The sequence below is a fragment of the Arthrobacter jiangjiafuii genome (assembly GCF_018622995.1).
Lineage (GTDB): Bacteria > Actinomycetota > Actinomycetes > Actinomycetales > Micrococcaceae > Arthrobacter_B > Arthrobacter_B jiangjiafuii.
In genome coordinates, this window is the sequence record NZ_CP076022.1 from 3,358,985 (window position 1) to 3,374,423 (window position 15,439).

19 protein-coding genes and 1 other RNA gene are annotated in these 15,439 nt (G+C 67.2%); 10 read left to right on the forward strand and 10 right to left on the reverse strand.

Annotated elements, in window-relative coordinates; all coding sequences use genetic code 11:
• Positions 1-4: 4 nt before the first annotated feature.
• Together KKR91_RS15740 and KKR91_RS15745 are read right to left on the reverse strand one after the other, a co-directional pair.
• Entirely contained in the window at positions 5-442 is a 438-nt protein-coding gene (locus KKR91_RS15740; RefSeq protein WP_210227426.1) for an SRPBCC family protein, read from the reverse strand.
• Between the two features lie 22 nt (positions 443-464).
• Entirely contained in the window at positions 465-1,169 is a 705-nt protein-coding gene (locus KKR91_RS15745; protein ID WP_210227425.1) for an NUDIX hydrolase, read from the reverse strand.
• A gap of 113 nt (positions 1,170-1,282) precedes the next feature.
• On the opposite strand from KKR91_RS15745, the gene KKR91_RS15750 reads away from it, so the two are divergent.
• Positions 1,283-1,912 (forward strand): GyrI-like domain-containing protein, encoded by a 630-nt coding sequence (locus KKR91_RS15750; protein WP_210227423.1) that lies wholly within the window; start codon positions 1,283-1,285, stop codon positions 1,910-1,912.
• On the opposite strand, the gene KKR91_RS15755 is transcribed toward KKR91_RS15750, so the two are convergent.
• Positions 1,909-2,385: a TetR family transcriptional regulator gene (locus tag KKR91_RS15755; RefSeq protein WP_210227421.1), complete on the reverse strand. Its 477-nt coding sequence runs from the start codon at positions 2,383-2,385 to the stop codon at positions 1,909-1,911. The two genes, KKR91_RS15750 and KKR91_RS15755, sit on opposite strands and share 4 nt — an antisense overlap.
• Before the next feature lie 247 nt (positions 2,386-2,632).
• Between KKR91_RS15755 and KKR91_RS15760 the strand changes: the two genes are divergently transcribed.
• Positions 2,633-2,896 carry a hypothetical protein gene (locus tag KKR91_RS15760; RefSeq protein ID WP_210227420.1) on the forward strand — a complete coding sequence of 88 codons (264 nt, stop codon included), beginning with the start codon at positions 2,633-2,635 and terminating at the stop codon, positions 2,894-2,896.
• 67 nt (positions 2,897-2,963) lie between these two features.
• Positions 2,964-3,464 (forward strand): hypothetical protein, encoded by a 501-nt coding sequence (locus KKR91_RS15765; RefSeq protein ID WP_210227419.1) that lies wholly within the window; start codon positions 2,964-2,966, stop codon positions 3,462-3,464.
• A 30-nt stretch (positions 3,465-3,494) separates the two neighbouring features.
• Here KKR91_RS15765 and KKR91_RS15770 read toward each other — a convergent pair whose 3' ends face one another.
• The 3 genes from KKR91_RS15770 to KKR91_RS15780 are packed head-to-tail and all read right to left on the reverse strand — an operon-like array spanning position 3,495 to position 6,183.
• On the reverse strand, positions 3,495-4,187 hold the full coding sequence (locus KKR91_RS15770) for a TetR/AcrR family transcriptional regulator (RefSeq protein ID WP_237687408.1): 693 nt from the start codon (positions 4,185-4,187) through the stop codon (positions 3,495-3,497).
• A 5-nt stretch (positions 4,188-4,192) separates the two neighbouring features.
• Positions 4,193-5,464, reverse strand: coding sequence for an ABC transporter permease (locus tag KKR91_RS15775; RefSeq protein ID WP_210227418.1), 1,272 nt, complete (start codon positions 5,462-5,464; stop codon positions 4,193-4,195).
• On the reverse strand, positions 5,461-6,183 hold the full coding sequence (locus KKR91_RS15780) for an ABC transporter ATP-binding protein (RefSeq protein ID WP_210227417.1): 723 nt from the start codon (positions 6,181-6,183) through the stop codon (positions 5,461-5,463). Before KKR91_RS15780 ends, KKR91_RS15775 begins: the two co-directional genes overlap by 4 nt.
• A 176-nt stretch (positions 6,184-6,359) precedes the next feature.
• Here KKR91_RS15780 and KKR91_RS15785 point away from each other — a divergent pair, with 176 nt between their 5' ends.
• Positions 6,360-7,142 carry an alpha/beta hydrolase gene (locus tag KKR91_RS15785; RefSeq protein ID WP_210227416.1) on the forward strand — a complete coding sequence of 261 codons (783 nt, stop codon included), beginning with the start codon at positions 6,360-6,362 and terminating at the stop codon, positions 7,140-7,142.
• Positions 7,143-7,180: 38 nt separating this feature from the next.
• On the opposite strand, the gene KKR91_RS15790 is transcribed toward KKR91_RS15785, so the two are convergent.
• Positions 7,181-7,762, reverse strand: a complete 582-nt coding sequence (locus tag KKR91_RS15790; RefSeq protein ID WP_210227415.1) for a TIGR03086 family metal-binding protein — start codon at positions 7,760-7,762, stop codon at positions 7,181-7,183.
• Positions 7,763-7,953: 191 nt separating this feature from the next.
• Here KKR91_RS15790 and KKR91_RS15795 point away from each other — a divergent pair, with 191 nt between their 5' ends.
• The 3 genes from KKR91_RS15795 to KKR91_RS15805 are packed head-to-tail and all read left to right on the forward strand — an operon-like array spanning position 7,954 to position 10,133.
• Positions 7,954-8,589 (forward strand): TMEM175 family protein, encoded by a 636-nt coding sequence (locus tag KKR91_RS15795; RefSeq protein ID WP_210227414.1) that lies wholly within the window; start codon positions 7,954-7,956, stop codon positions 8,587-8,589.
• A gap of 10 nt (positions 8,590-8,599) precedes the next feature.
• On the forward strand, positions 8,600-9,259 hold the full coding sequence (locus KKR91_RS15800) for an alpha/beta hydrolase family protein (protein ID WP_210227412.1): 660 nt from the start codon (positions 8,600-8,602) through the stop codon (positions 9,257-9,259).
• Between the two features lie 46 nt (positions 9,260-9,305).
• A complete protein-coding gene (locus tag KKR91_RS15805; protein WP_210227410.1) occupies positions 9,306-10,133 on the forward strand; it encodes a hypothetical protein in 828 nt (275 codons plus the stop codon).
• A 31-nt stretch (positions 10,134-10,164) separates the two neighbouring features.
• Here KKR91_RS15805 and KKR91_RS15810 read toward each other — a convergent pair whose 3' ends face one another.
• Positions 10,165-10,446: a hypothetical protein gene (locus KKR91_RS15810; protein ID WP_210227408.1), complete on the reverse strand. Its 282-nt coding sequence runs from the start codon at positions 10,444-10,446 to the stop codon at positions 10,165-10,167.
• A gap of 221 nt (positions 10,447-10,667) precedes the next feature.
• Here KKR91_RS15810 and galT point away from each other — a divergent pair, with 221 nt between their 5' ends.
• Positions 10,668-11,786, forward strand: coding sequence for a galactose-1-phosphate uridylyltransferase (gene galT / locus KKR91_RS15815; RefSeq protein WP_210227406.1), 1,119 nt, complete (start codon positions 10,668-10,670; stop codon positions 11,784-11,786).
• 2 nt (positions 11,787-11,788) lie between these two features.
• The gene (gene galK / locus KKR91_RS15820) at positions 11,789-12,946 is read left to right on the forward strand and encodes a galactokinase (protein ID WP_210227404.1); all 1,158 of its coding nucleotides are present in this window, start codon (positions 11,789-11,791) and stop codon (positions 12,944-12,946) included.
• Here the strand turns inward: galK and KKR91_RS15825 are convergent.
• Entirely contained in the window at positions 12,943-13,920 is a 978-nt protein-coding gene (locus tag KKR91_RS15825; protein WP_210227401.1) for an ABC transporter substrate-binding protein, read from the reverse strand. The two genes, galK and KKR91_RS15825, sit on opposite strands and share 4 nt — an antisense overlap.
• A gap of 312 nt (positions 13,921-14,232) precedes the next feature.
• Positions 14,233-14,603, reverse strand: a transfer-messenger RNA (tmRNA) gene (ssrA, locus tag KKR91_RS15830).
• A 149-nt stretch (positions 14,604-14,752) separates the two neighbouring features.
• Between ssrA and KKR91_RS15835 the strand changes: the two genes are divergently transcribed.
• On the forward strand, positions 14,753-15,439 hold the full coding sequence (locus KKR91_RS15835) for a nucleoside/nucleotide kinase family protein (protein WP_210227399.1): 687 nt from the start codon (positions 14,753-14,755) through the stop codon (positions 15,437-15,439).

A 15,439-nucleotide genomic window follows, 5' to 3' on the forward strand; every position in this document is an offset into this window, starting at 1 on the left:
GCTGCTAGTTCGCGAAGTGCCCGGCGAGCTTCTCGAGTGTCTGTTCAATGTTCGCCGGATGCCGCCGGGTCACGCCCGTGATCCGGTACATGACACGATGCCGGACCGCCCGGGCGTCCCACTGCTCGGTCACCAGGGTGCCGCCGTCGACGGGTTCCAGCAGATAGCGCCAGACGTGCCCGCCCATGTGCCGCCACGCAATCCGCCGGCCTTCCTCGAACTCGGTGACGGTGTTGGAGATCTTGTACGGAACACCCATCTTCATGTCCATGCCGAAGGTGGCTCCGGGCGCGAGCCGCGCGGGGCCCTGCGGCTGTGCGTCGCGGACTGTGCCGGAGCCGTCAATGACGCTGTGCATGGACGGGCGGGCCAGCAGGTCGAAGACGGCGTCGGGTGCAGCGGGAACGAGCCGGTCACGGGAAATGAGATAGGGGTTGGTCATCGGGCCAGTCTAAGCGGCGCCACTACCTGCTGCGCTGATAGCTCCAGCCGCCAGTGCCCAGGACCAGCCGGTGCCGGCGGGCGGGATCGCTGCGCCCCGCCGTTTCGGGAGGTGCAGCGTCCGGATACTCGGCGTCCCCGGCCCACACCATGACCAGGGGCTCCCGGCCGGAAAGCTGGCGGGTGGCAAATGTTTCGGGAACCGACGCGGCGGCTGCCTCCAGCGCCCCGGCCACGGTGTTGTGGTGAAGCAGCCCGTGCAGGGTCACCCAGGTGGGCGGCACCAGGTCCATGGTGCCCTCCCGCTGCCGGCGGAACGCCTCGGCGGGAGTCAGCCATGCCGAGGCCACGTGCTCGTCGGGGCTGAGGACCACCTCGCCGGCCGGGGCCTTCGCGAGGAAGAATTCCGTCCTGTAGCGCCGCGGCGCTTCGGGCGGGGGGAACCAGCGGGAAAGCCGGACCAGATCCGGTGCCGCCAGTGCCAAGCCGGTCTCTTCAGCGGTTTCGCGGACGCCGGCGCGGCGCGCGGCGGCAAGTTCGACGTCGTCGTCCGCGTCTGCGCCGCTGGCATTCCCGCCGTCGGCGTCCTGCGGATCCACCAGGCCGCCTGGGAAAACCCAGGCCCCGGCGAAGGAGCCACGGTGCCGGGGCCGTTCCAGCAGCAGCACCTGCAGCCCGTCGGCCGAATCCCTCAGGAGCACCACAGTGGAAGCCGTGCCGTGCATCATAAGCAAGTATCCGTTCGTTCGATTCGGAAGGGAGCCCACCGGTTCTCTCTCAAGGATGGTAGCCGTTTTGCTTCCGGCCGCCCTACGCTGAGACCCGGCCGGAAGGAATGCGGATGGACAAGTTCGACTTCAAGAAGACCTACCCGGAGCTGTATGCGCCGAAAGCCGGCGACTTTGCCCTGGTGGAGGTCCCTCCCCTGCAATATCTGGCCTATGACGGCCACGGCGATCCCAACACGTCATCGGAGTACGTGGGAGCCCTGGAATGCCTCTATCCCACGGCCTACGCAGTGAAGTTTGCGTCCAAAAAGAACCTGGACCGGGACTTTACGGTGGGTCCGCTGGAGGGGCAGTGGCGGGCCGCGGACATGACCGCCTTCACCCGCGGCGACAAGGCCGCCTGGGATTGGACCATGCTGGTGGCCCAGCCGCCGTGGATCACCCCGGAACTGGTGGCGGATGCGCTGGCTGCCGTGCAGAAGAAAAAGCAGCTGCCCGGGCTGGACCGGGTGCGGCTGCTCACCCTTGAGGAAGGCACGGCGGTCCAGATCCTGTATATCGGCGCCTACGACGCCGAGGGCCCGGTCCTGGAACGGCTGCACCACCAGTGGCTGCCCACACACGGCCTGACCTTCAACGGCGACCATCACGAGGTCTACCTCAGCGATCCGCGGCGGACCGCCACCGAGAAGCTGCGCACGGTGCTGCGGCAGCCGGTCCGCCCGATCCAGCCCGCGGATTAGCCCTTGGTGCCGGCTCCGTTGGCTTCGATGGCTTTGAGCATTGTTCCCAGCTGCCCGTCGCTGACCCGGCTCAGAGCGGTGAGCAGGCCGGTGATGCGGGTGCGTTCCCTGGCCTCGAAGCGGGTGGCGTCCAGGATGTCGCTGACCCAGAGGCCGTCCATGGCAAGCCGGATGATCACGCCAAGCACACAGCTGGGCTGCTTCGGGTCCAGATTGTCGCGGTCCAGCCGCCGGTTCAGGTAAATCAGTGATTCGGCGAGATTCGGGCGCGCGACGGCGGTGGCCAGCAGCGCTCCCTGATCCGTCTCGCTGTTGGTCCCGGCGTCCGAGAAGGCCTTGATGTAGGCGCGGTCCTGGGCTCCGATGGGATCCGGGTCGGCTTCTGCGAGCCGGCCCAGCTCGTGGACCAGCTCGATAATCATTGCTTCAACGTCCTGCTCGATTTCCTCGATAGGTGCGCCTGGCCTGAACATTTTTCCTCCAGCTCAACGATCAACCGCCTTTCGGTTGACCGGCCAGCCTAGCCCGGTCCTGCCGCCGGCTCCACCGTGAGGTACTTCCGGCGGGTACTGCCTGAGTCTTACGATTGCCACCTGCGGTTCCCGTTCTGCAGGAGGTAGCGCCATGCCTTTCACTCCACCACCCCCCGGAAACCAGGGCTCCCCGGGTCCGCCGCGCCCACGTAGGCAGCCGGATAAACAGGACTACGGCAACGTCCCGGTGATTATCTCCGGAGTGCTGGCTGCCGTGGCAGGTTTGTCGGTGGCCCTGTTCTCCACCGGCGGCAGCGAGCGTGAATTCCGCTGGGAACTGGGCATCGCCGCGGCCTGCGTGACCTTCATCGTCACACTGCTGATTCTGCTGGTCCTGATCGCCACCTCCCAGCCCAATCCTGAGCATCTGGGCAAGGGCACGGGCATCAGGCGCAGCTTCGGTGCGCTGCCGAACCAGCGCGACGACGACGACGGGCCGGGAGCGGGCTGACGTAGCATCGAAGGTGCGAATCATCTCCGGGCGAATGGCCCGGTCCCCGCACAGATGCAAGGAACCCATGCCGTTGAACAAGAAGTCACTCTCCGACGACGGGTTCACCGGTTTCCGGACCCTGATGGCCCTGGAAGGCAACCGGATTCCGCAGCGCCAGGGGCTTTTCGCCGTGCTGCGGCCGGAGGGATTTGAACCGCGGTTCCTGGCTGTCAGCACGGCCGGGGTTTTCAAGAAGAAGAATCCGTCCCTGCCCCGCGCCGCACTCGCCGCTGAATGGGTCGCCGACGCCGACGTCCTGTTCATCGGCAAAGCCAGTCCCGGCAGCAAGGGCAACCGCGGGCTCCGCCGCCAGCTCTCAGAATTTGTCGACTTCGGCGAGGGACGGCCGCCGGGACATTGGGACGGCCGGTTGATCTGGCAGCTGGCCGACGCAGATTCGCTGCTCGTCGCATGGAAGGAATTGCCTGCGGACGAGCTCAATGCGGCCCACGCCGCGTACCACGAGCAGTTCCGCCAGATCCACGGCAGGTTGCCGTTTGCCAATCTGGTGCAGGCCCGCGCCTAGTTAGGCACCAGGCTCCCTCGCCGGGCAAGCTCAGCTGCCGAAGATCTTCCCCAACAGCTCCCCGGAACGTTCCATAATGCCCGGAACCGGCCAGCCGCCGTCGTCTTTTTGCTGCAGCGCCTGGTCTTGTTGCAGCGCCTGGTTTTGCTGCAGCGCTACCCGGACCACGCCCAGCGCCAGCCCCACCACCAGCTGCGCCTCGGCTGCACGGCCGCGGATACCGGCCGGATCGGCATCCGGACCGGAGACGGCGGCGTAGCGCTGCAGGACCAGCTCCGCCATCTGCTTTTCGTGGGCGGCCATCCACTCGTTCTGCTTCGCCAGCAGCTCCGGGGAGCCCATCACCACCTTCATCCGGTCGCGGGCCAGCACCGGGTCCGGCTGGCCCTCGAGCAGCGTGGAAAACACTGCCGTGGCCAGGCTCAGGACCACGGGGGTGCCGGTGTCGGCCAGGAATCCCCCGGCCACCACCTCCGCCGCGGCCGCCGGCGCGGGGCCAAGAAACACGGATTCCTTGGAGCCGAAATAGTTGAAGAACGTCCGCTGGGAGACCATGCATTCGGTGCAGATCATCTCCACCGTGACGTGCTCATAGCCGTGCTCCAGCGCCAGCCGGACGGCCGTCTTTTCGATCGCGGAGCGGGCGGCTGCGCGCTTGCGGGCGCGCAGCCCTTCAGACGGTGCGTTCGGTGTGCTGCCGTCCATGTCCGTTCCTTCGCTCATCGGAGCTACTCGTACCGCAGGGCGTCGATCGGGTTCTGCTTGGCCGCCCGGCGGGCCGGGAGGGTGCCGGCCAGGAACGCGATCAGCATCACGACGCCGATGATAGTGGCCACGGAGGCCGGCGTGAACAGCATGATGTGAAGCCCCGGCAGGGCCGACAGCACGGTGTCGGAGAGGACCGAGCTGATCACCGAACCGAGCCCGACGGCGATTCCGGCGCCGAGGGCGGAACCGAGGAAGCCGATGAAGATGGCTTCGAAGCTGAACAGGGCGAAGATCTTGCCGCCGCCCATGCCCATGGCCTTCATCAGGCCGATCTCCCGGGTGCGTTCCTGCACGCTCATCAGCAGGGTGTTCACGATGCCGAAGCCGGCAGCAATCAGGGCGATGACGGCGAAGGCGTTCAGGACGCCGATGATGCCGTTGATGACGGTCTGGATGGCGCCGATCTGGTCCGCGACGGTCAGGGCGGTGTAGCCCTGCTCTTCCAGGTCGGCCTTGATCGCGGCGAGCTGCTCTTCGTCGGTGTCCGCGTCCAGGTAGGCAACGGAGGTGACGTAGCCGGTGGAAACCCCGGCGGGAATGCCGCTGCGCTGCAGGGCATCCAGCTCCGCGCGCAGGTCCGCGTTGAACCCGGCACCGTCGCCGAAGAGCGAGTCGTTCTGCACGCCGGCAATCACGGCCTCGACGGTGTGCTGGACACCGGCGTAGTCGGTGACGGCAATGGTGACCGGCTGCTCCAGGGCGGCGTCGGCGTCGGCAAAGCCCATGGCTTCGACGTAGCTGGACGGGATCAGGACTTCCAGTGCTCCGGTGCCGTCGGACAGCTGTCGGCCGGCGGCCAGGTCTGCGTCGGCCAGCCCCACCATGGGGTTGGTGGTCAGCTCGAACTTCGCACCGCCGTCGTACTGGATGAAGTCCGGAGCCAGCATGGCGGCGGGTTCAACCTTATCGATTCCATCCGTGGCGCGGATGGTCTCGATGTCGGCGTCGGAGAGCAGGGTGAAGTTGCCCTGGGTGGCGGCGCCGTTGGGATCGTATTCCTTCGGCCCGTCCTCTTCGGCGGCGGCCTCGGCGGTGGGTGAGACGGTCATCAGGTTGTCGCCGCCAATGGCGCCGACCTGCTTGTCGATGTAGTCCGAGACGCCGGCGCCGATGGCGCTGGTGAGGGTCAGCGTGAAGGCGCCGATGAAGATCGCGACGACGGTCAGCGCGGTGCGGACCTTGCTGCGGAAGGTGTTGGAGATGGCAGAACGGAGAATATCGCCGACGGTCATGCGGAGGCCCCTGTGGTGATGGTGGTGGAGGTGAGTTCGGCGGCTGACACTTCGCGGCCGTCCTTGATGTAGAACTGGCGGCTGCAGCGGGCGGCCAGGTCGGTGTCGTGGGTGACAGCGATCAGCGTGATGCCCTGTTCCCGGTTCAGGTCAAAGAGGATGTCCTCGACGACGGCGCCGGTGGCGGTGTCCAGGTTGCCGGTGGGTTCATCGGCGAAGATTACCGAGGGGTTGTTCACCAGGGCCCGGGCGATGACCACGCGCTGCTTCTGGCCGCCGGAGAGGTCGGTGGCCTTGTTCCGGGCCTTGTCGGCCATTTCCAGGCGCTCCAGCGCCTCCATGCCGCGCTTTTTGCGCTCGGCGGGCTTCACTCCGGCGATCATCAGCGGCAGGACAACGTTATCCAGCACCGAGGCGTTGGGCGTGAGGAAGAACTGCTGGAACACGAAGCCGAAGTCCCGGTTGCGCAGTTCGTTCAGGTCGTTCTTGCCCAGCGAGCGGGCGTCCTGGCCCTTGACCGAGATGATGCCGCCGTCGGGGGTGTCCAGCAGTGCGAGCAAATGCATGAGCGTGGACTTGCCAGAACCGGACTTGCCGACAATAGCCAGGGATTCGCCGGCTTCAACGGCGAGGCTGACCCCCTTGAGGGCGTCGAAGCGGTTCTCCCCCTGCCCGTACGACTTGGTCAGGTCCTGCGCGCTGAGTACGTATGGTGTCATACGCCAAGCCTACGTGCAGTTCCTGCAAGTTTGCAGTGGGTGCATATCCCGCGGCTTGCGAGGAACTTCTTTACAGCTGGAGGCTGCGGCTATTTACTCGCAGGATGCAGGTTCCCGCGTAGGGACAGCCGTTCTGTTCTTCGGCATGAGGAGCATGTAGGAGGGAAAGGACGGAGATGTCCCGTCGGTCTCTTTTGTCAGCAGCGGCGCTGCTCGCTGCCGGCGCGTTCATTCCGGGCTGCCGCCCCCTGCGCAGCACCGACGGCGGTTCCCATGCCGCCCACCTTGCTGCCCGTCCCGGGAACGTCGCCACCAACGGCGGAACCGGGAACCCTGCCGGGCAGCGGCCGCTGGGCCTGGTGGCCGAACGGGACGCCCTCCTCTACGTCCCTGCCGCACCGGCCGGTGCCGCAACCGCTGCCGCCGGCCCCCTGCCGCTGCTGTTGGTTTTGCATGGAGCCGGCGGTGATGCGGCCCGCGGCCTGTCCGTATTGTCGGGCCTGTCGGATGAATTCGGCATAGCCCTGATGTCCCCTGCCTCGCGCACCGGAACCTGGGACGCCATCCGCGGCAGCTACGAGGACGATGTGGCACAGATCGACGCCGGCCTGGAAGAGGCTTTCTCCACGCTGGACGTGGACCCCAGGCGTATCGGCATAGCCGGGTTTTCCGACGGCGCCTCCTACGCCCTGGGCCTGGGGCTGGCCAACGGGGACCTGTTCTCGAGGATCCTTGCCTTTTCACCCGGCTTCATTCCCTCCGGTCCGCGGGAAGCCAAGCCGGAGGTTTTCATCTCCCACGGGCGGGCCGACGACGTCCTGCCCATCCGCGCCACCAGCCGGCGGATCGTGCCCTCGCTGGAGGGGGACGGCTACAGCGTCACCTACCGGGAGTTCGACGGCGGCCATGCCGTTCCGCCGGAAGTTGCCCGGGAGGCGCTGGACTGGCTGGGCTGGTAGCAGCGCTGGCTGGGCTGGTAGCAGCGCTGGGGCGCCGGTCAGATCTCCGGAACCCAGGCGGGATCCCGGCCGGTCAGCCCGACCAGCTGGTCCAGCGGCGACGCGGCCTCGTCCACCGGCACCGCGGGTCCGAAGAGCTCCGGGCTGCGCGGCTGTTCCAGGAGGAATTCGGCGCAGGCCTGCACCGCACGCGGGTCCGGATTGAAGTGCTGCCCGGTGGAGCGGGCCAGGTCCCAGCCATGCACGATGATCTCGTCCAGGGCAAACATGCCCGCCTCCGAGGCGGACAGCGGCACCCGCCCGGCGACGGTCTCACCCTGCCAGGCGGCGGGGTCCGCCCAGGCGCCCGCCAGCGCGGTGAGCTGGTTGGGGATCCGCTCGCGCCAGCCCACGGCGAGGTTCCCGGCGTCGGCCGGCGGCGGCTCCTCCACACCAGGGGGCGGCGCGCTTTTCCGGGCGCTCAGCGCATACTCCAGCGACAGGCCGTCCATATGGTCCAGCAGATCGCCCACCGTGTACTCCGGCGAAGGGGTGGGCCAGTCCAGCTGATCGTCCCGGATTCCGGCAATCACCGCCCCGGTATCCCTGGCTGCATGCCGAAAATCGACTGGTGCGCGCATGGTTCCTCCTCGCGGAACACGTCGGCTTCTCCTGTGCCTGTTGCTTCTGCTGGTCCTGCAACAGTGCATCTGCGTCTCATTCGACGGTAGCAAGCACCGCTGGGTGCGGTAAGGCGCCATCGCTGTTTCTCCCGCCTTGCGCTCCGGCTAGGATGGCCGCACTGCCAACCGGGCGCGGAAGACGGTGTGCCATGGACAAGAAGCTCCGCCCGCCACTGACCGGCCGCACCGGCATCTCGCGGCTGATCAGTTACGTGGACGCTGTCACGGCCATCGCGATGACACTCCTGATCCTCCCGCTGGTCGACGATGCCAGCCGCATCGGAGCCGCTGACCTTGCCGGGTTCATAAGGGACGATACCTACGAGCTCTTTGCCTTTGCCTTGAGCTTCGTGGTGATCTTCCGCCTGTGGCTGGCCCACCACCACACCTACGAGCAGGTCACCGGCGGCACACCGGCACTGATCTGGGCCAATATGCCCTGGATGCTGGGGGTGGTGTTCCTGCCCTTCCCTACCGAGCTGCTCGACGACGCGAACCGGGAGAGTCCCCTGGCGAACGGGCTCTATGTCGGCACGCTCGCCTGGATCAGTGCCTTTGGGCTGATCCAGCAGCTGATCATCCACCGCACACCCGAAATCCGGCCTCCTGATGCCGGACCGGTGGCGCTGGCACCGGCCGGAATCCTCACACTACTGATGCTCCTCGCCCTGGCCGTCTCGGTATTGTTTCCGCGCATCGGACTCTGGGGGCTGCTGCTGCTGTTCCTGCAGGGGCCGGCGCTGCGGCTGGTCTCCCGGATACGAAGCCCACGCACGCGGCAGTAAGTTGGAGGACATGCCACTTGAGCACGAGCAGTTCACCCTTCCCACAGGTGACACCGAAGTCACCGCCGCCTTTGCCGGCCCCGCGGACGCAACGGCCGCCGTCGTCGTCGCGCACGGGGCCGGAGCGGGCATGGACCATCCCTTCCTCACCGGTTTTACCGATGCGCTGAACGACGGCGGCGTTGCGACCCTGCGCTTCAACTTCCCCTACCGCGAGGCCGGCCGGAAGTTCCCGGACCGGCCGCCGGCCGCGATCGCTGCCTGGCGTGCGGCGATGGAGGCGGCGGCGGCGCGTACCGCCGGCCTGCCGCTCTGGGCCTGCGGGAAATCCTTCGGCGGACGCATGGCCTCCATGGCCGTGGCGGAAGGGATGACGGCGGCGGGACTGATCTTCCTCGGCTATCCGCTGCATCCGCCGGGCAAGCCCGAGAAGCTGCGCGACGAGCACCTGTACGGGCTGAGCCTGCCGATGCTCTTCCTGCAGGGCACCCGCGATCCCTTCGCGCTGCCCGGGGAACTGGAGCCGGTGGCTGAACGGATCGGACCCAACGCCGTGGTGCAGTGGATCGACGGCGGCAACCACTCGTTCGAGGTGCGCGGGAACAAGCGGGCCCCGGAGGTTGTCGGGGCCGACATGGCGAAGCCGGTGCTGGAGTTCACGATGACTTAGGCCACGACCCTGTCCCGGCGGCCAAGGGTTTCGGTAAGCTGGCGCCATGCTGAAGAGACTGGCGAAAAAAGTCGCGGTGGCAGCTCTGATTTTGACGGCGTTTGCTGCCGGCATGGTGGCCGTTTTGGGCTACGGCCTCGTCCAGCTGCTCCAGGTGGCGGTGTCCGGAGACAGCGGGGATCCCTCGGTGTTTTCATTCCTGGCCGTATTCATCACGCCGTCGCTGTTTATCGGCGCACTGCTGGCGCTGGGGCTGGGCATCCGCTTCGGCAGCCGGAAGGCCCGCGGCAGGCGGAACCGCCGCTCTGCAGCCGCCGCCCAGGCTGAGTCCTGGCAGCGGCTGTACGCACGCCGGGACCAGCTGCTGGTGCAATGGTCCCGCTACGAAACCGACGTCGCGCTGATGATCGATTACCCGGTGATGACCGATTACACCGATCCGGTGGTCCGCGAGGTGATCGTCGCGATGCAGGGCATCCGGGCCGCCGAGGCGCAGGCCCTGGACCTAGGGCGGGGGCACGCAGCGGGTTCCAAACTCAGCCACGCCGTGGACCGCTTCGAAGTGGCGCTGACGACGGCGGAGAAATATGCCCGGCGCTGCGGACAGTCCCGGCTTACCGATGCCGAACGCAGCAAGCTCGCCAGCGCACGGCAGGCCCTGAACATCATCCTCGACCAGGCCGCTACACGGTCAGAGGTCGACGCCGCCTACCGCAGTCTGCGCGGTTCACTCCACGGCATCATCGACCTGCCGGAGACGGCCGTGGCGGATCTGGAGGCCCACACCATGCAGGAACTCGGCATCAGGCCGCACGGTGCGCACCAGAGCGGGGCGCCCCGCCCGACGACGGCACCTGCCGAGCGGGCAGCCTGAGCGCTCCTACTCCTCCTCAGTCATCGGCTCCTCAGTCATCGGCTCCGGCGGGGTATTGCTCATCGGCGCCGGCGGGGTACTGCTCCTCGTCGCCGCGGGGGTACTCATCCTCGTCGGTGCCCGCCCCTCCGTCAGTGCTTTGCTCCAAACGGTCGGCTTCGGACCCCTCGGGCCGCAGCGGGTCCCCGTGCGCCCGGACCGGGTCCTGGCTCCCCGTATCCTCCTGGGCCTCCGGAACAACGGGCGCCTGCTGTTCCAGGACATCGGCTTCGTTCTCGGCAGGTACGACAGGGCTGTGGTCAGCACTGGACATAGTCGCTTCTCCTTTACTTGAAACAGGAACACATTGTCGGCGCGCAGTGGCTGGAACGGACTGCGAAGCGGGGCTTCACATCCCCGACGGCACCCTTAGATTATAAGCCTGCTTACCACTATGCCAGCGAAAGCTCCCTGCGCTGCACCCCAAGGCGGCGGACAGGCGCCTGAGGGCGTGGGATAGTCTGGGGCCGGGGCAGCCGGCAGACGAAGGAAGTTATGACAGTCCACACCAGCACCCGGCTCTCCGACGGCCGGGAGCTCATCTACTTCGATGCGTCCGAAGCGACCGCCCGCCGCCGCCTGGCAGGTCCCTCCGACCGCCGTGGCCTGCCGGACCGGCCCGCCAGCGGAACCGTCCGCTATGACCCCTTGACCGGGGAGTGGATCGCCGTCGCCGCGCACCGGCAGACCCGCACCCATCTGCCCGCCGCCGACCAGTGCCCGCTCTGCCCGTCGTCGCCGTCGCACCTGTCCGAAATCCCGGCCACGGACTACGAGGTGGCGGTCTTCGAAAACCGGTTTCCCTCTTTCGGCCCGGAACTGGGCCTGCTGCCGGCGGATCCGGTCTGGGGCACGACGGCGCCGGCGTACGGGCGCTGCGAAGTGGTTGCCTTCGACTCGGCACATGAGGGATCCTTCGGATCACTCTCCCCCGAACGGGCCCGTACCGTGGTGGATGCCTGGGCGCAGCGGACCGGAGCGCTGTCAGCAATGGAGGGCATCCGGCAGGTGTTCTGCTTCGAGAACCGCGGCGCCGATATCGGCGTCACGCTGCTGCATCCGCACGGACAGATTTACGCCTACCCCTTCATTCCTCCGCGCTCCGCTGTCATGGCGGAGCAGGCAGCGGCGTACTTCGAGGCCTCCGAGGGCCGCCGGACCCTGGTGGGGGCAGTGCTGGATGCTGAACGAAGCTCCGGCGAGCGCATGGTCCTTGAGGGCCGGCACTTCAGCGCCTATGTTCCGTTCGCCGCCCGCTGGCCGCTGGAGGTCCATCTGGTGCCGCACCGCCAGGTCGCGGACCTGGCCGAACTGCGGGACGAGGAACGCGATGACCTGACCGGCGTCTACCTCGAACTGCTGGCCCGCGTGGACGGCCTCTATTCCACACCCACGCCCTACATTGCCGCCTGGCACCAGGCCCCGCTGGACGCACGTTTCCGCCCCGCCAGCCGGCTGCACCTGCAGCTCACCTCGCCGCGCCGGGCGGCGGACAAGCTCAAGTTCCTGGCCGGTTCGGAGGCCGCGATGGGCGCCTTTATCAATGACACCGTCCCCGAGCAGGTGGCGGCACAGCTGCGCGCCGCTGTTCCCGCTACCGCCCGGAAAGGCTGACAATGACACTCTCCGCCGCTGAGCTGTCCGCCGCCTTCACCGCACGCTTCGGCCGCGAGCCTGCCGGCATCTGGTCAGCGCCCGGCCGGGTCAACCTGATCGGGGAGCACACGGACTACAACGACGGCTTTGTGCTGCCGTTCGCCATCAACCGCTCCACCCTGGTGGCCGCCGCCCCGCGCCGGGACCGCACCGCCCGGGTGTATTCGTCCCTCGGCGACGGAGGTTCGGCCAGCGCTGACCTGAACGGGATCAGCGCCGGCAGCATCACCGGCTGGGCCGCCTATCCGCTGGGTGTCCTCTGGGCCTTCGGGGAACGCGGAACACGGATTCCCGGGATGGACCTCTATATTGATTCCGATGTCCCGGTCGGTGCCGGCCTCTCCTCCTCCGCCGCCCTGGAATGCGCGGTGGCCACCATGGCCAATGACCTGGCCGACGCCGGCCTGACCGGGCCGGAGCTGGCTGAATTGGGGCGGCGTGCGGAGAACCGGATGGTGGGTGCTCCCACCGGCATCATGGATCAGTCCGCGTCCCTGCTCGGCGAGGAGGGCCATGCGGTCTTTCTCGACTGCCGGTCCCTGGAATCCCGGCTGGTCCCACTGGATCTGGCCGCTAACGGCCTCACGCTGCTCGTGATCGACACCCGGGTCAGCCACGAACATTCCACCGGCGGCTACGCCTCCCGGCGGGCCTCCTGCGAGCGCGGGGCGCGGGCCATGGGCGTGCCGGCGCTGCGTGATCTCACGGATGCCGACCTGGCGGAAGCGGCCCGCACCCTGGATGATGAGACCTTCCGCCGGGTCCGGCATGTGGTGACAGAGAACGCCCGCGTGCTGGCCGCCGTCGACCTCCTGCAGGAGCAGGGTCCGGCCGCGCTCGGCCCGCTGCTCAACGCGAGCCACGCGTCCATGCGCGATGACTTTGAGATTTCCTGCCCAGAGCTGGATCTGGCAGTCGAGGCAGCGCGCGGCGCCGGAGCGCTGGGCGCGCGGATGACCGGCGGCGGTTTTGGCGGATCGGCCATAACGCTCGTGAAGACCGACGACGCCGCGTCCGTCGCCGGCGCGGTGCTGGGGGCATTTACTGCCGCCGGCTATACCGAGCCGGCCCTCTTCCCCGTACTGCCCGCGTCCGGGGCCGGGCGGGTGGAGGGCTAGGAGGCATCCGGGCCGTTGCTGACGAAAAACGGCAACAGGTTTCCGTACGGGTCCACCACCGGATCGGCGTCGAACCCGTTGTATTGCTGGCGCAGGCCGATCACCGACCGGGCGGCATCATCGGCGACATTGGTGTCCCGCGCGATGCCCCAGGGCCCCAGTTCGGCGTCAACCACCAGCCGGGCGTCGGGCTTGGGCAGTCCGCGGACATTGGCCACCAGGTCCACCACTTCGTCCCGGTGACCCGGGTCCAGCACCCAGGCAAGGGCCGCCTCGTAGCTTTCACGGAATCGTTCCCCGACATCACGGTGCTCGGCGTACCAGTCCCCATTCCATGCGGCGACTGAACCGACATAGGGCATGCCGAGCGCTGACTCATCCGCCAGTTGGTTCATTCCCTGCTGCTGCGCCAGCGCCTCGAGTCCGTCGCTCAGCAGCGTGGCAGCAGTGAAGCCGTCGCTCAAACGCAGATAGCGTTCGGCTAAGCCGCCGTGCCTGACGACGGTATAGTCCTCGTCCCGGGCGAGCCCGGCCTGTTCCAAAAGGTAGTAAATGACGTAGGCGTAGCCGCTGTTCCGGGCATCCACAGCCACCTCGCCCCCGCGTATTGCCTCCATCGACGTGATCTCCGGCGGGCTGGTAACGGTCAGCCCCATGCCCAGGTCCAGCGCGAAGTCCGCCATGGCGTAGAGCGGGCGTCCCAGGTTATTGGAGGCATTGGTCCGGTAGTTGACCACGTTGTCCCAGGCGGTCTGCAGGACGTCGTAGTTTCCGGCGGCGAAGTCCTGGAACTGCTGGTCCGAGGACTGCACCTGTTCATACACCACATGCACGTCGTTGTCGGCGAAGAAACCCTTCTTCCACGCCGCTGCCAGGACGGGCGATATGGAGAACACGCCCATTCTCAGCGGATTCGAGCCACTGCCGGGCGGCTCATTCCGGTGCTCCTGTGCTGCCTGAGGTCCTTGTGCCATTTGAGGTCCTTGGTCTCGTGGGAAGCCCCCCATGTCCACCTTCCAGAGTAGGGAGGCATACCCGGCTGGAAAAGGACACACGGTCAGGTCCGGCCATCAGGCACACTGAACCCATGAACGAACATGCTGAAATTCAGTGTGGGACATGTCAGCGGGGCAGGCGCGGCTGCGCTACCACCAGGGAACGGTCATACCGCTCGAATTTCAGTAGCAGCCGACAGTGGCAGCTTTTCAGTAACGACGGGAAACAGCGAAGGCCCGCCCGGTTGCGGGCAGGCCTTCGGTCCGGCAGCCGCCGGTCGTGAATCTGACTCGTGGAGATGGGGGGAATCGAACCCCCGTCCGATGCTGTGTTGATAGGGCTTCTCCGGGCGCAGTCTGTGTCGGATTTTCTTGGCCCCAGCCGTCGTACAGACGTGCGGCTGATCCGGGCCCAGCCGTCAAAGTGTCCCGAACACCCTCACGGCTTGGGTGTTCAGCAGTGGCCCTCTAAACGACGCCAGGCACCGGAGCGAGAGCAACTCCGGGCTGACGGACTGTGCCTTACTGCTTAGGCAGCAAGGGCGAAGTCAGTGCGCATAGGTTTGGCACTTATTTTTTTGCAGAGAGCGTTAGCGAGATAACTCTGCATCCTCGGCCCGCTTCCCCTGTCGCGGCAAACATCGTCGAAACCGATCATCCCCGTGTTCAGTTGCCAAGTCGTGGCTTCCGCGTTTTCCTGGCTGCCACTTTGCTGCGATGGCCGCCTTCTCCGGCGTCCGTACAGAATAACGCAGGGCTCCGGCCGATGATTCCCGCTCCGCGAAGAGTTTTTCTGCTGGAGAATGTCCAGATGGACACCTCCCTTCCCGGCCGTGCGAACGGCGCCGGAACAACCCCGCCGGTGCTCACTGACCTGGCTGAACTGGTGCGCCGGGCACGTTCCCTGGCCTCCGGCGGCACCCGGCGGATCCTGGGCATCACCGGCGCTCCCGGGGCCGGAAAATCCACGGTTGCCGCACGGCTCGTTCAGGCGCTCGGACCCGGGACCGCCGTACTGGTGCCGATGGACGGCTTCCATCTGGCGAACAACGTCCTGGACGCGCTGGGCCGGCGCGCCAGCAAGGGCGCACCGGATACGTTCGACGACGGCGGCTACGCGGCGCTGCTGCACCGCCTGCGGTTTCAAACGGAGCAGGAGCCGGTCATCTATGCTCCCGATTTTCAACGGGATCTGGAGGAGCCGATCGGCTCTGCGCTGCCCGTGCACTGCACCGTTCCCCTGGTCATCACCGAAGGGAACTACCTGCTGCAGCCGGATGGCCACTGGCCGCGGGCCAGGGCCGCCCTGGATCAGGTCTGGTATCTCGACGCCGACGACGACATCCGCCGCCAGCGCCTGATCCGCCGGCACGCAGCGTTCGGCAAGACCCCGGAACAGGCCCGTGAGTGGGCCCTGGGCAGCGACGACGCCAATGCCAGGTTGATAACTGCCCACGCCGGACAGGCCGATCTTGTGCTCCGGCTGTCCGGCGGATAG